This is a genomic window from Microbulbifer variabilis, from assembly GCF_052468405.1.
On record NZ_CP174343.1, the window covers coordinates 60,140 to 74,206 of the forward strand.

At 49.7% G+C, this 14,067-nt stretch carries 12 protein-coding genes; 2 read left to right on the top strand and 10 right to left on the bottom strand.

Translation table 11 applies throughout. The features are described from left to right. Window positions 1-4 precede the first annotated feature (4 nt). From ACJJJB_RS00575 to ACJJJB_RS00615, 9 genes are all read right to left on the bottom strand, one after another. A complete protein-coding gene (locus ACJJJB_RS00575; protein WP_020411891.1) occupies window positions 5-1,009 on the bottom strand; it encodes a VWA domain-containing protein in 1,005 nt (334 codons plus the stop codon). Continuing rightward, entirely contained in the window at window positions 1,006-2,088 is a 1,083-nt protein-coding gene (locus tag ACJJJB_RS00580) for a VWA domain-containing protein (protein WP_444945713.1), read from the bottom strand. The genes ACJJJB_RS00575 and ACJJJB_RS00580 overlap by 4 nt, the downstream gene beginning before the upstream one ends. Further along, window positions 2,078-3,382 carry a hypothetical protein gene (locus ACJJJB_RS00585; RefSeq protein ID WP_282951669.1) on the bottom strand — a complete coding sequence of 435 codons (1,305 nt, stop codon included), beginning with the start codon at window positions 3,380-3,382 and terminating at the stop codon, window positions 2,078-2,080. Before ACJJJB_RS00585 ends, ACJJJB_RS00580 begins: the two co-directional genes overlap by 11 nt. Window positions 3,383-3,430: 48 nt before the next feature. Beyond that, complete coding sequence (locus ACJJJB_RS00590; RefSeq protein WP_020411894.1) at window positions 3,431-4,225, bottom strand: MotA/TolQ/ExbB proton channel family protein; 795 nt, start codon at window positions 4,223-4,225, stop codon at window positions 3,431-3,433. Window positions 4,226-4,249: 24 nt separating this feature from the next. After that, window positions 4,250-4,462, bottom strand: a complete 213-nt coding sequence (locus ACJJJB_RS00595) for a hypothetical protein (RefSeq protein WP_445365507.1) — start codon at window positions 4,460-4,462, stop codon at window positions 4,250-4,252. Between the two features lie 9 nt (window positions 4,463-4,471). Then, a complete protein-coding gene (locus ACJJJB_RS00600) occupies window positions 4,472-6,562 on the bottom strand; it encodes a PEGA domain-containing protein (RefSeq protein WP_445365508.1) in 2,091 nt (696 codons plus the stop codon). Between the two features lie 274 nt (window positions 6,563-6,836). Then, window positions 6,837-8,387 (bottom strand): tetratricopeptide repeat protein, encoded by a 1,551-nt coding sequence (locus ACJJJB_RS00605; RefSeq protein ID WP_445365509.1) that lies wholly within the window; start codon window positions 8,385-8,387, stop codon window positions 6,837-6,839. A gap of 97 nt (window positions 8,388-8,484) precedes the next feature. Beyond that, entirely contained in the window at window positions 8,485-9,711 is a 1,227-nt protein-coding gene (locus ACJJJB_RS00610; protein WP_282951664.1) for a hypothetical protein, read from the bottom strand. 17 nt (window positions 9,712-9,728) lie between these two features. Beyond that, the gene (locus tag ACJJJB_RS00615) at window positions 9,729-10,493 is read right to left on the bottom strand and encodes a hypothetical protein (RefSeq protein ID WP_353376975.1); all 765 of its coding nucleotides are present in this window, start codon (window positions 10,491-10,493) and stop codon (window positions 9,729-9,731) included. Between ACJJJB_RS00615 and ACJJJB_RS00620 the strand changes: the two genes are divergently transcribed. Next, complete coding sequence (locus ACJJJB_RS00620) at window positions 10,471-10,695, top strand: hypothetical protein (RefSeq protein WP_157533339.1); 225 nt, start codon at window positions 10,471-10,473, stop codon at window positions 10,693-10,695. The genes ACJJJB_RS00615 and ACJJJB_RS00620 overlap by 23 nt on opposite strands. A 362-nt stretch (window positions 10,696-11,057) precedes the next feature. Here ACJJJB_RS00620 and ACJJJB_RS00625 read toward each other — a convergent pair whose 3' ends face one another. Further along, a complete protein-coding gene (locus ACJJJB_RS00625) occupies window positions 11,058-12,356 on the bottom strand; it encodes an energy transducer TonB (protein ID WP_040628222.1) in 1,299 nt (432 codons plus the stop codon). Window positions 12,357-12,960: 604 nt separating this feature from the next. Between ACJJJB_RS00625 and ACJJJB_RS00630 the strand changes: the two genes are divergently transcribed. Then, on the top strand, window positions 12,961-14,025 hold the full coding sequence (locus tag ACJJJB_RS00630; protein ID WP_445365510.1) for a branched-chain amino acid aminotransferase: 1,065 nt from the start codon (window positions 12,961-12,963) through the stop codon (window positions 14,023-14,025). The last annotated feature ends 42 nt before the right edge of the window (window positions 14,026-14,067 follow it).

Genomic DNA, 14,067 nt, shown 5'->3' on the forward strand with positions numbered 1-14,067 from the left:
TCAGCTAGCGAAAATCGTTTAGTCCTACAAAAGTGCCACCATTGCGATAGGTGAGTTCACGCATAAGGGCTGCAAATCGCAGGCCAGTGGTTTGCAAATGGGGAGGGCGGGAAAACTGGATGGGAAATCCCACAGCATGAATGCGGATATTGCGCTTTCCTTCTCCATGCTTTGCGTTCACCCGATCGACCGCTAGCATCACATTACGGATAGATTTACCAGTAAATTCATCGCCCAAGACATAGATACTGATTTTCTTGTCGGGATCGTAAAAGCTACGAACTGCTTTTTGTATACCTTCCACCGGACTGGAATTGCTAAAGGGGTTCCAGGTTTTTAAACGATTAAGAATAGCCTGGCGACGCCCGGGTGTATCGGGAATCCACTTGTTGCGGTAATTGAAAAACATGTAATCGCCCATGTCATTCATTACCTGAATGCCCTTAACATTGGGATAGAGATCCAGAGTATTAACCATTTCTGCCATCATGCGGTCCCAGCCGTAATTGAACATACTTCCGGAGGTATCGATGATGAAGAGAATGTATTCGCTGTCTACAGGAATACCGCCAATAACATTGTTTTTACGTTGATAGTTTTCACCCAGTAAGCGACGCATTTCTTCAGTCAGTGTCTGTAATGCGACGGTAAGTTCCCCTTTTAATTTCCCCTCTTCACTTTGCCCTTCGGTTTTACTGGCATAGACGGCCTGCAGAGCTACTAACTCTCCACGAAGATTGGCAATTCGCTTGTGTTCAATATCAATTTGTTCTCGTTTAGCATTGAGGTCTCGATTGAGGACTGTGGTCTCCCCACGGATTTCTGCCAACTGCTGTTGCAGTTCCATTACCTGGGCTTCCAGGTCGACTTCTGCCTCCTCTAGAACTATGGGTTCGGCAGTTTTAGCGATCATCAAGAGCAAGACAATGGCTCCGAAACCACAGCAGATTACGTCGAGAAAGGAAATACTGAACTCTTCTTGGCGTCTTTTCTTTCGTGAAACTGTCATGGCCAGTCCCTCGATGGTGCGAGAAAAGAGCCTTGGGTTTCCATTGCCAACTTCCAAAACTCGCTGGCAGCAAATGGGTCGCCTTCCATAGGAGTCAGGATAATATTCACGGGGACATTTTTAGGAAGTACCTTGACGGCGCGCTTGAACAGGTTGCGCCTTTCTCTACCAGAAATTGTGGAGCCCCTGGGCGATTTAATTCCCTGGGTAGGTAGCCCATCTGTGATGAGAATAATGTTATCCGGTAGTGGAGTCATAGCATGAATGGCGTTGAACACCCTTTCCAGGCTGGTACCGTTTTCAGGTACTATTTCATTCAGTCCTTTAATTGCCTGGTCCAACTGGTCGCGATCATCCACATTGAGCCAGCGATCTTCCGTACCGGCAATGGCGGCGCGAAAAGAGGTATTAAAAGTATAGATCTGGTACTGGCTGTCTGGAGGCAGCTGTGCGGTTAACCAAGAGACTGTGTTGATAGCCCTACGCCACTTTTCAGTTTGTCGTTTCACTCGTGACGACATATTTCGAGCGCGTATGATTTTGATCAGTTCATCGCCGAGCATAGAAGCGGAAGAGTCCAGCAGGACCAGGATTCTGTTGCCTCCCAGGCGTAGCCCGGTCAGGTATTGGCGATCACCATCACCGGTATATTTGCGCACATTGTTGCCTAACTTCTTATTTTCCTCCTCGAGATTTTTCTTGGCCTGTTCCAGCTTTTTAAGCTTATCCTGAAGCCTTTTAATATCCTCTTGTTCGTCAATGCTGTCGATTTCAGCGATATTACCTTTTACCTCTTCAATTTGATCCAGTATACGGCGGGCGAGCCCTTGGGCCTCAGCGAACTCATCGCTGACGATATCTAAGGTATTACGTGCCTGGACCAAGTGCTCTTGACCGAATTCAACCTCTTCTTGGAGCAGGTTTACTTCGGCGCTCAAGTCTTCTGTTTCCACCTCTATTTCGTGGTCTGAGCCGTGTTTGATGATTAAAAAAATCAGTGCCACGGCGCCGAAGCCACAAGACATGATGTCTAGGAAGGATAAACTGAAGGTGGAAAAACGACGCTGCTTACGTCTCATGGCGTTCCACGCTAATTGCCGTTATCACATCCGGTTGATTGGCAATACTAATTTGGTCTCCTGCATTTAGATTGACCGGAGCAGACACCTCCTCGCCATTCAGCATTAGACGGGTTCCCGCATCCACACGTAGAGCCAGGCGACCTGCGTGATTAGTGACTGTTGCTGCAGGGTGTTTTGGGGGAGTGGGAGTTATTTGAAACTTATCTTCATGCCAAAAAACAAACAGTGGCTGATGCGCAGCTAGGGCACGATGGCCGAACAGGAGATGCGTTGCCGCTGCTTCAGATGGCGCTTCGAGGCGTATGGTAATTTCGCTCTCCGGTGTTGCGCTGATACTGTTTATCAAGCGCAGAGCCGAGTCCTGGCTTCGCAGTTCCTGCCAACGATTATTGATGGATTGCGCGATACTGTCTCTGGAGAGAAGGTACATGTGCTGTGCCAGCTGAACACCTCCGGGAATCTCCGCCCAGCGGTGAGATATAAAGCTGACACTGTTATTCTCTGAGAGGTTTTCAATCATCGCCCGTACGCGGGAGAGTATAGGCGCAGTGGCATCCTGTAGCTGACGCAGAGTGATTTTTGCGGTGCGATCATCCAGCTCTGCCAGAACTTCTCCCTGGCGCATGGCGCGACTTACCCACTGTGGCATCAGGTCGTATAGCTGCTGTTCAGACTCTGCGGAGTGGAGTGGGTCAAAGCGACACTGCATGACAAAAGCGTCGGTAAAAACCCGTGCCCAAGCCTCCTGGAAATGATACTGTCCAGCATCGGCTACTGTTTCAGCGGACTTGACGACAGCCTCTTGATCAACATTGATACGGGAGACCAGGGTTTGGTGTAGTTGTAGTTCTACATGCAATTGCAATCCGGAAGGAGCAATATGGCCAATATTTGCAGTGGCAGAGTCAATAAGGCCCACAACATTTATACTGCTTTCTTTGATAATACCCAGCAACAAGGCCAGCTGCTCTCGAGTGAAATTTCCTGGCACTGCGAGTACAAGTTCCTCTGGAAGATCGCAATGCTCAGAAATTTCTTGTAAATGGCAGTAGGCCAAATCGGCATGATGACGACAGCTCTGGTTTTCAGATTTCAGTGATTCCAGGCTGAGCCTGCGCCAGAACTGATTATTGACTTGGGTTGGGTGGTTGCGTGCACGCATTTGTGCTGCAGTACCTATATGGATCTGTCGGGGTTCAATTACCGCTATACCAGGGCTTTCTAGAACTTCCGTAGTTCCAATAAAAACCCTTAGACCATAATCATTGATTTCAAGGACACCTTGTCCCATGGGGGCTTCCTCGCGGCCAATAACCGATATGTTGACAACCTGTGTCGGTTAACTAATTTTCAGGAATCGCAAAAGACGGTTGTCACAGTAGTTCTGCGTATCGAGTACCAGCCTCTCTTGCATCAATTGCAACTGGTGCGTAAAAAACATAATGACAATACTGATTACCAGAGCGATAAAAGTTGAATTGAAGGCGACACCGAGGCTCACGGTCACCCCGGCAATATCACCCTCCACAGCTTTGTGCGCTTGTGCTAGAGCTTCACCGATGCCACGCACCGTACCAATAAAACCAATAGAGGGGATTGCCCAGGTGATATAGCGAACCATTGCCAGCTCTGAGTCAAGGCGGTCTCCCTCGGTTTCACAAACCTCTTTTATAGAGTTGGAAACTGCAGCCACATTACGGGTTGAACCAAATCGCTGCAGGGCGGTGAGAATAGCTCTGGGTACCAGATAACTACGCTCCTCCTCAGGGAGTGCCTGAATCGGTCGAGACAGGTCGCGAGTATCTTCTGGTAAAATAGGCGTGCCTTCACTGACATTGAGAAGTGCTCTGTTGAGCAGCTTCCGTTCTCGCATACTTCGCTGGGCTTTCAAACCCATTATTGCCATGGCCCAGAGCATTAGTACAAAACAGGCCTCCTGCTCATAGTCTCGCATCACAATATAGATGGAGCGCTGTTGCACGTAGGTTTCTCCCGCCGCCTCACGAGCCAGCTGCTCCTCAATTAATGCATCAGCGTTTGGACGGATAATGGCTACATAAATGGCATGTACCAGGATAACTGAGCCCAACAGCGCAAATATCTGGAAAATAAAATCTGATGATTTGAATTTCATGATGGTGCTCTTGGCAACTTTTCTCTATATATCTACTGGATAGGAAATGGATAGATCCTCAGAAATTTCTTCGGAAGCTTTGTAATCATCGGAACTGCTTTTACTACTTTTTGACTTCTTTTCATCCGGTTTTTTTTGCGCGACCTGAGTGAGGGTCTCCCCTTCTTTTTCCTGCTTTTCCTGTGCAAATAAAAAGGAAGGTAACAGGAGGATGAAAATAAAAATAAATTTAGGCATAGCTCTCTCCTAATTGACCCAGCGCGCCACTCTGAAGCCGATATCGTTTCTTGGGGCCTCTCCATAGTCGCGATAAGACAAACGCAACTCCGTCAGCCCTGAGTGACGCCAGCTGGAGCCACGAATAACATGGTAGTCACCATCCTGTGGGCCCACTGGATTTTCCTCCTGGCGGGATGAAAGACCTGTGCCAATGGTATAGAGATCGTGTATCCATTCAGATACATTGCCTCCAAGGTCATAAATTCCCAACGGGTTTGGGTTATAGCTGGCTACAGGTGCAGTCGCTGCATAGCGATCACTATAGGTGCGCAGTACAGTGGGAATTAGCTTGGCAGCATGACTGTCGGCATAATTACCTGAGTTATTACCAATGGGCAGGTTATTCCCCCAAGGATATTTGCGCATAACACCGCGGTCGTAACGGGCTAGCCATGCCCATTCAGCTTCAGTTGGTAAACGATATCCATTTGCGGCGGAATCAAAGCCGACAACCCGACCGCGTTCTGTCAGGTATACAGGAGTCAGCCCATCCCGTTGGCTGAGCCAATTGCAAAAGAGAACAGCATCGGCCCAACTGACATTGACTACGGGAAGGTTGTCGTTATCTAAGCTCACACCGTTTACATGGCTTGAGGTATGTGAGGGTTTAAATCTTCGGTATTCCCGGTTGGTGACCTCTGTGGTGCCTATATAAAAGGGGCGGTTTAGAGCGACCTGCCGCATAACTTCATTTGCGCGACGCCCTTGCTCGCGTCGGGATGAGCCCATAGTGAATACAGCGTTGGGGCGCATTAATTTCATGGTGCCGCCTGCGCCATGGCGAAGCTCTGGTGGAACTTGTTGCCAGCGAGCCTGCTCCTTGGTTAATAAAACTGCACGCACAGTTTGCTCCAGTCTGGCACTGGGAATCACGCGGGTATCAAATGTTTCATAGCCTCGCTTGCGCACTTCAATACGGTGAGTTCTTGCGGGTAGGTTGAAAGTCTGTCCGGTATTCCCCGCAAATTGCCCATCAATATAGACTTCTGCATCTGGTGGCACACTGGAGACACGAACCCTGCCATACACTGCATTCAGGTTAATATTCAAGTCGCGCTGCATACCTGCAGCGAGGTCGATGGTGTGTTCTACGGAGGCATAACCGTCCTTAAAAAAACGCAGGCGATGGATTTCCCCTGATGTGAGCTCGAGCTCCAGTGGGGTATGACCTCGAAACTCCCCATCCACGGTTACACTCGCGCCCTCAGGAGTGGTAACGACACGCAATAGCCCGTCAGCTGGCCCGAGGGTTACTGTGGCTAGTGCCTGGTCTACTCCAGCGGTAACAGCGACAGGGATATCAACCGTCTTATGCTCGGCAAGGGAGATAGAGATAACTCTATCTCCCTGGATTAACTCTGCGTTAAGTGGCGTAGTTCCAAGTACCTTGCCGCCCACGGTTACTGTAGCGCCTTGCGGATTGCTGTTGATTCGGATACTGGCCCAGGCTGGACGTAGTTTGGCTTCAAGGCGGTAGGTTTTATCGAGCCCCTCGATATTAACCTCGCGGGTAAAAGGCAGATAGCGGTCAGATAAAACTGTTATCCGCATGGACCCCGTAGAGACATTTTTCACCAGACCATTTTCATTTGGAACTTCACGACCATTCATCAGAATTTTTACAGGTACTGGGGGATCCGTTTCGATTTGTAGATGGCCCGGAAGTTTTTCAAGGGTAACCGAGTGGCGACTATGGCCTTCCCGGCTGACTTCTACTTCGCCACTTTTGGCTAGATAGCCCTCAGCTTTAATTGTGTAGCTGTAGTTTCCAGGTAATACGAGGTGGCCATTGCCGAGGGGAATTGCAAAGCCACTGATACTGATTTTTGCATGGACGGGCTGTGTATCGAAAATTAGGGAGCGGGCGATAACTAAATAATATAGCGCCAACGCGCTTAAGAGTAAGCAGGCCGCAACAATCAAGGCGCGCTTGGAGAAAAATAACCGAGCACGAGTGGATTTTGGCTGTACTGGAGTGAAACCAATTGGTTCGATGAGGGGGGATTCATCGATTGCGGGTTTCTCATCCTGGACAGGTACTGCCTCTTTCACTGTCATTTATGCTTCCCTATTGCCACATCGTTATGGAGTTATCGCAATGACTTCGGTGTCGCTGGATAGGCCTTGTTAGGGCCAGGTTGGCAAAACCGAAGCAGGGGTGCTGTGTGCAACAAAGCTTAGCTCGCCGATACCATGGCTATGTGGCATGGTGAGAGGTTTGTCGCAGAACTCTTCATATCCTGAATTTAAATCAGGCGCTCTAAATCAGGCACGGCCCCACTGCGAAAAGACCTGTTTTTTTGATTTTTCGAGGCAATAGAGGTTCTTGTAATTAGCTGTTATTAGCGCCGTTAATTTTTTCCGCACATTGTATGACAACTTCTGTGACAGGTTTCCCTGGCTTGACGATAAACTCCCGACGCACATCCCGATAGCCGTCTCGGGTACCGATGGCTGTATAACGGCCGGGCTTTAAGGCAATTTCTCGCTGATCAAAATAGCCCAGCCTTCCCACATGATAAATCGTGACACTGGTACTACGGTCGGACTTAAAACGTACGGGCATGGGGATTAGTGCTTTAGTGAGTGCATCTTCAAGATCTTCGATCTGTTGTGCCAAACGTGGTGTTTGGCTATTGAGTTTCCGTGCATCACTGAGTACTTTTCTGGCAAAATGATTACGCTTTCCTTCGCCTAAAGTCAGAGGATCTTTAAGGAGATCCTGCATTTGATCATCCAGTTGAGCCCTGGCCGTGGCGCGGGCTTTCCCTGTCACAGCAGCCACTAAACTAGCGTCTTTTTTTACTAAGGTAGTGTAAATCTGCAGGGCTTTGTGCCAGTTTTCCTGCTTTTCCTGGTCGCGCGCGTGAGTGAGAAGTTCTTCGATCTTGGCCTGCTCGGCCCCATTTTTTGCCTGCTTAAGGCCTATACCTGGGGCCTTGGCTTCAGGCTTCAACTTACTGGCTTGGTTGAAGTGTTTCTTTGCTGAGTCAAATTTTTTATCAGCAATAGCGGCATACCCTGCGGACATGGCATTTTTGTAGTCGCGTTCGGTGATTTCCTGTTCTACTTTTGCCAATAATTTTTTTGCAGGCTTTGTTTGTGGATCAGAAGAAAGAGATTCCTTTAAAGATTTCTTGGCAAGATCTAAGTCTGAATCCAGATAGGCACTTTTCCCTTCTGTGAATTTCCACCAAGCCAGCGGAAGCTTATCGGTGCGCTCTAATCCTCTTAATCCCCTGGGGTGCTTCTCGGAAATTATAAGGGTAAGTTTGAAAGCTTCTGTTGCAGAATCCAGGTCCCCACTTTCTAGCGCTCTTTCGCCTTCAGCAAGATGTATTTCAATACGCTCGGGTATACCGTCACGTAATACTTCTAGTGCCTGCAATGATTCCTGATATTTCTCCAAAGCGGGCATAAATTGTCGTTTGCGGTAGAGGCTGTCGGCCTTGAGGGCCAGATCTTCTGCCGCATAGAATTCTTCATATGCCCATAGCTCTACTTTTCGCTCCTTTAATTCTTCCTTGAGGGCGAGAATATCCTGCAGAATTTTCTGGACCTCCCGGCGTTGCTGCATAATTTCGGCATCTGTATAAGGGGATGCTTGGGCAACATTTTCCGAGATGTTATTAGTTGGGGGGGAGCTTATTTGCAGGCTACGTAACGGAGGTTTTTCCACCACCTGGGGAAGCCCCCAAAAGACGCCAATGAGACCGCTGAGCATGGCTGCACCAATTACTATGGGTCCATAAAACCTTTCTTTTTTAGGTTTTCCCTTATTGGTGTTGGTTGCCTTGGGAGAATGAGCCTCCTCACCGCCAAAGGTAAAATTGGCTGGCTCGATTGGTGCTATATCTTCCTTGGCATTATCGCGGTGCTGCATAGTATTTCCGCCTAGTTATTCGTGGTCCCAGTGAAGATGTTGGGTGAAAAGAGTGGAAAAGCGCTTTGATTTACCTCAGTTAGTAACACTTGTGATGCTAGATACTGTTACTGGATGAGCCCGTCTCAGCATCGTATATTTCCTTCAGAATTTCGCGCCATTGCCGATATTGGTTTTCTACTGAACCGGTAAGAGTCACAGTACGATCCTCAAGCTCTACGATTTGTGGCTCAACTTCGGCCTCCATTGAGTCACCCAGCTCCTGCAGTGCCTCTAAGTGCATCTTGGCATCAGCACGGCGATCAAAGGCGCTCTTTATCAGGTAACCACCTGCGCCGATACCGACCTGGCCCGCAGCTTGGGCGCTGCCACCTCCAGCTCCTGCGGCAGCAATTCCGCCGATAATGGCTGCGGCACCCATAATGGTGTGATTACGGGCCTTACGCTTTAATTCGCGCATCTCCCGAACCTCCTCGTAACTGCGCGCACGCCATTCCTGATAGGGCACCTCCATGGTTTTTGCGAATGTGCCGTAATACTCCTGTAGGGTATCGACAAACAGGTAGTCCCGCTCACGAATTTTGCGCACCCTTGCTAGCATCGGATCATTTTCTGCGGGTAGGGCACTTAGATAGTAGATACCACTTTCGCTTTGGTGCAGGTAGCGGTCGAAGGCTTCAGGGGAGAAGCTGCGGGCAAAGCGCATTTCGGAAATAGTGCGAAGCTCGACAATTTGCTGATTTGATAGTTTTTGCCGGTACTGCAGCATGTCGTTGGCAATACGGTTGTAGATGCCTTGGAAAGCATCCCCCTCCGTAGGGTGCTTGCGATCGTAGGCATAATGCGAGGCGTTTTCACTGTACTCTTTTGTAAACCAGAGCTGGCCTCGGGAGTCAGCGACAGTAATTTCAACTGTCAGGGATTCGCCGTCGGATTTGAGAATACGGCCAGAGACGGTTACATCTATATTGGTGCGTGCAGATGGGATAACTCGAACTGCTCCCCATCCAAGGCTTGATTGCAATGAGTCGGCCAAGGTGACGGCCATAAAGCGAGACTCCGCCTGGCGCAATTCAGGAAATACCAGGGTATCTTCGTCTGCCTCAGTAGTTTCTAGGCCTGGGTCAAACTGAATTACGCCTACGTCGAGTAATCGCTCTTCAGCAATATTTTTGTCCTCAATAGTAAGGGGCGTAAATGCGGTAGTTCGTACTTCCGTTGTGGTACAGCCTGTGAAAATTAATGCGACTACCGACCACAATAATATGGTAAATAAGCATGTCGGGGAGTGGCCGCTTTTGTAAGTGGACTTGTAAAATGACATACAGGCATCCTTAGTAACTACTTCGTCGCTTTTTTATACTTTCGGTATTCTTCCCATAATTTTTCCCGCAATTCGGGGTCGGTTTCCCGGGTGGCTGCTTCACGAATTTGCCTTGCTACAACATCGTCATCTGTACCACTGGGTATATCTGCGGGTACTACGGCCTGTGAGCTGCTGTGGTTGTAGTCCCCCTGTCGCCCTTTTGTAGGCAGCCCGGGTCCGGTAACCTGGCCACTGGAGTTATTTTGCTGCGGTCCTCCTCCAGCTGGTGCTCCACTGCCTGGTGGTGCGGGGATTTCAGCTTCGGCTGATTCAATGAGGTCTTCCAGGGATTCCCCTGGCGGCGCTTCATCCATGGCGTCCTCGTCACTTTCAGCGGAGGCCGAGCCAGGCCTATTACGCACGTAATCACGTTCGCGCAGGATCATGCCGTCGTAACTCACCATGGTGGATTCAAAGCGGCCCTCCAGTTCCGCAACCTGCTCCGCAGCCGATGTCGGGGCTTCGTTGGGTGCGCTTCCCGCCCTTGATGCACTATCGCCTGGTTGCCCGGCATTAGCGCTATTGGCACTACTACTGCTGGAAGATGCACTGCTGGAAGAACTGCTACTGGAGGCGCTGGAAGATGAAGCGGTCTGATCCTCCTCGGAAAAATCGATTTCGTCTGGAGGAGTGCCTTCCTCTCCAGAGGAGGGGTCTGGCGGATTACTTTGATCCCTTTGTGATTGCTTTGAATCACTATAAACCGGTGTGGAGCGATTGCGGGAATCAGATTCCGGCATAGAATCTCCAGCTGAACTCTGGCGGGAAGCCTGTTCCTCTCCCGGTGCCGTACTGCTGTTACTCTGGGAGTTTCTTTCCGCACCGGGCATGCTCATACTGGGCTGGCTAGAAGAGTTGCTACGTGGCTGGCCGCTGCTACTGCTGGCGGTCTGCGACTGGCTGGAGCTCTGTGAACTGCTGCTGGACGAAGAACTGCTCTGAGACTGCGATTGCGACTGTGGCTGCGATTGAGACTGAGAACTGGCAGAGGGCATTGATGGCATTGCTGGCGGTTGCGATTGTGTCTGTTGGCTCTTACAGCCGACCATCGCTGAGGTCAATAAGGCAACGGAGAGCAGAGTATGCCAGCCAATACACTGGCAATGACCTTTTCGAAGCGCTTTCCGAATTGTCATCTGCTTTCTCCTAAAATATTTGATATGTGCCCGGGCAGGCGGGTCGGTGAACAGTCTACGTAATCTGCCAGTCCGATAAGTAAACGGTGTGGAATCTTAAAAATAGTTGTTATTTGATTATTTGCGCGTTTACCACACCGCTTTAAAAGTGCTTTGCAGCAAAAATCCTCAATCAAAGACGAATCGTTGCACTATGCCGCGGGTTTCTACTGCTTCGCCGTCCTCAAAGCGAGGGCGAAACTTGGCGCGCTTTAATATGTTGCGGACTTTGGAACGAATGCGCACCTTGTCCGATGGGTAGGCTCTCAACACCTTAATATTGCGTGCTTTTCCGAAAGCGGTAACGTCGTATGAAACAGTGATGTGGGAGTTGGCTAGGGCCTTACTGTCGGAGTCCAGTATTGGAAGTGCTGGCAGGGCGACAGGACGCCCAAAAATATCCTCTATTTCGTCATTGGAGGCGCCATTGTCCCATAGTGCCTGATAGGCTTCGCCATATGTCTGGCGAGCCGAATGCCACTTGTTAAACATCATGTACCAGTCACCTAGCTCTACTTTTGCTTTGGCTGAAGCTGCCGGTGGGGATAGGGGATTTCTTTGGTAAACGTCGACGATACGGGTTATGGCTTTTTTACCGGTGTTAAAACTCTTCGTCCGGTAGTGATCTACTTTGTGAAGTTGACTGGCATTGGATCCACCAGCGCCAAAGCTGGTATTGACGATAACTGGTGCCTGTGGTTCGCCCTTATAGGTTGCCAAGTAATAATTGGTTGCTTTGAGTCCGCGTAGAGCGTCTACCAAGCGCAAATCACTGGCACCAAAATTCTTTGTGATAATATCAACCGCTAAGGTATAAAGTTTTGTAGCATTGATCAGGTGCTCAACAAGAGTCTCACCTTTTTCTTCTATGTAAGACTGTAGATGCCAGCGGCTCAGGTTATTGATAACGGGTAACATCCGTGGATCTTTTTCACCGTAATTTTTTTCGTAAAGCCAGTAGAGGTACTGTTGATTGTCGTTAGCTTCCTCCCACTGATTGAGGGCAATCTGACTTTCGATCAGTCGCTCAATCATAGGGATCTGGTTGAGGGAGTAGAGTCCTTCATTGACCCTATTTACCAGCATGGCACGACGGAACTCACTGGCGGCTTCTTTATGTGCACCAGTTTTTTGCAAAGCTGTGGCTAACCCAAGTAATTGTTCATCAATTCCCGCGCCATAAGCACCGTGTTGTGCCTCAAGTTCTTCAATTCGTTCGCGGTAGCTTTCTACCGCCTCAGAAGGACGAAGTTGTCGTCGATTTTTTTGTAGGGGTTTGGAGGCGGCCTCAATAAATGCCTTGGGAGGGGCATTAGTATCCTGGCTCACAGTTACGCCATCTGCAGCGAAGGCGCTTTTACACAGCAGTGCTGTGGCTGTAAACATCAAGCCGATAGCAAGTGATTTGCTGGTATCTATCTGTGTCACGATTGAACCACTTCCATTCCGGTTTTCATTACCCACAACTGCGAAAAAAGCCATGGCCTCACGCAGGGTATGTGGGTCTCGTTTCCACCTGTGGACCCCAAAGGTCGTTGAGTGGAAGCTCTCTCCTGAAATGTGGTTCTGCTTCAACACGAGGGCCGGCGGTGAGTTCGCTCTTGGGGCCTCGGGGAAGACGCAGCCGGATGCTTATCTTTGCGCTCCTGGCTGCGTATTAAACAGTATAGCCAGCACAATCTGTCATCAGAGGGATTGTGACGGAGACTTCAACCAACCGGCTATCGATTTGCCGGCATGCCTGCGACCACCCTTTTGGTTTAGCAGGCCGGGAGAAATAGCAGAACTCAAGGTCGGTAAGCAGGTGCCAAAAGTTTATTGTGCTTGTTTGGGCGACAGTTGATATTGCCGGGGGGATGCCGTATCTGACACTGTGGGGCAAGTAATACGAACTGCTTAGTGGATTTTTATCCTAAATTTTTGCGTTTTTTTAGGGGCTATTAGCTGTATCTGATCAACCCTCGGGTGACATATTTGGATTGCAGCGCAACAGGCGCCATAATCAGCCAATTGGAATGAGAGGAGAGAGCTGGTGAGCATCTATATCGACCCTGACGTAGCCCCGAGCCTGCGTGGATATGAAATGCCTGAGAGGCTGGGTTTTGGGGCAGTAATGGCGCCAGTAATGTTTCGTGCTGTCTGTCAGGATGGTTGCTGGAGCAGTGGTGAGTTGGTCCCCTACGCACCACTATCTGTTGACCCGGCAGCTAAGGTATTGCATTACGCTCAGTCGTGCTTTGAGGGGATGAAAGCTTACCGTACGTCGCAGGGTATTGCCCTTTTCCGCCCTGAAAAAAATGCAGAGCGCATGTCTTATTCAGCCAAGCGCCTATGTATGCCTCCAGTGCCTGAGTCTCTGTTCATGGATGGTGTGCGCACTGTCGCTGCTTACTGCGCAAATTTAGTACCTGGTAACAGTGGAGAATCCCTCTACTTGCGTCCCTTTCTGATGGGTACCCAGGCAGACCTAACGGTATCTGCGAGCACCTCCTATGAGTTTTATGTGATCGCAAGCCCTTCAGAGGCTTACCACTCCGGTAATATGCGACTTTGGGTAGAGCGAGAAGACGCCAGAGCTGCAGTAGGGGGCACTGGGGATGCAAAGGTCGGTGGTAACTACGCAGGCTCCTTGCTTAGTATTGGTCGCTTAAAAGAGCGTGGCTTTGACCAGTCACTATGGCTTAACCCAGACGACCGCAGTAGTGTGGATGAGTTGTCTGGTATGAATTTCTTCGCGGTAATCGACGGCGAGCTTCACACTCCGGCGCTTAATGGCTCCATTCTAGAGGGGATTACCCGTTTTAGTCTGATTGAATTGGCTAGGGACCTCGGATACAAAGTAATTGAGGGTGCAATTCATATTGATGAATTACTAGGGCAGGTCGCCTCGGGCGTCTGCTCTGAAACATTTGCCTGTGGCACCGCTGCGATTATCAGCCCTATAAGCGTGATAGGTGATGAAAGTGGTACCTACAAACTTCCTCAGACACCTGGTCCTGTGGCCCAGCACCTGCGTCAGGCGCTCCTTGATATTCAGGAAGGGCGAGAGGAGGATCGTTTTGGTTGGATGTGCGCTATTCAGGCGGTCAGTTTCTGAGGCTGGAATGTCCCTCCAGGTAGCTGGCTGAGTTAATTCGCC

Coding starts and splice junctions, on each gene's coding strand:
- ACJJJB_RS00575 (WP_020411891.1), bottom strand. CDS start 1,009: ATGACAGTTTCACGAAAGAAAAGACGCCAAGAAGAGTTCAGTATTTCC.
- ACJJJB_RS00580 (WP_444945713.1), bottom strand. CDS start 2,088: ATGAGACGTAAGCAGCGTCGTTTTTCCACCTTCAGTTTATCCTTCCTA.
- ACJJJB_RS00585 (WP_282951669.1), bottom strand. CDS start 3,382: ATGGGACAAGGTGTCCTTGAAATCAATGATTATGGTCTAAGGGTTTTT.
- ACJJJB_RS00590 (WP_020411894.1), bottom strand. CDS start 4,225: ATGAAATTCAAATCATCAGATTTTATTTTCCAGATATTTGCGCTGTTG.
- ACJJJB_RS00595 (WP_445365507.1), bottom strand. CDS start 4,462: ATGCCTAAATTTATTTTTATTTTCATCCTCCTGTTACCTTCCTTTTTA.
- ACJJJB_RS00600 (WP_445365508.1), bottom strand. CDS start 6,562: ATGACAGTGAAAGAGGCAGTACCTGTCCAGGATGAGAAACCCGCAATC.
- ACJJJB_RS00605 (WP_445365509.1), bottom strand. CDS start 8,387: ATGCAGCACCGCGATAATGCCAAGGAAGATATAGCACCAATCGAGCCA.
- ACJJJB_RS00610 (WP_282951664.1), bottom strand. CDS start 9,711: ATGTCATTTTACAAGTCCACTTACAAAAGCGGCCACTCCCCGACATGC.
- ACJJJB_RS00615 (WP_353376975.1), bottom strand. CDS start 10,493: ATGCCGGAATCTGATTCCCGCAATCGCTCCACACCGGTTTATAGTGAT.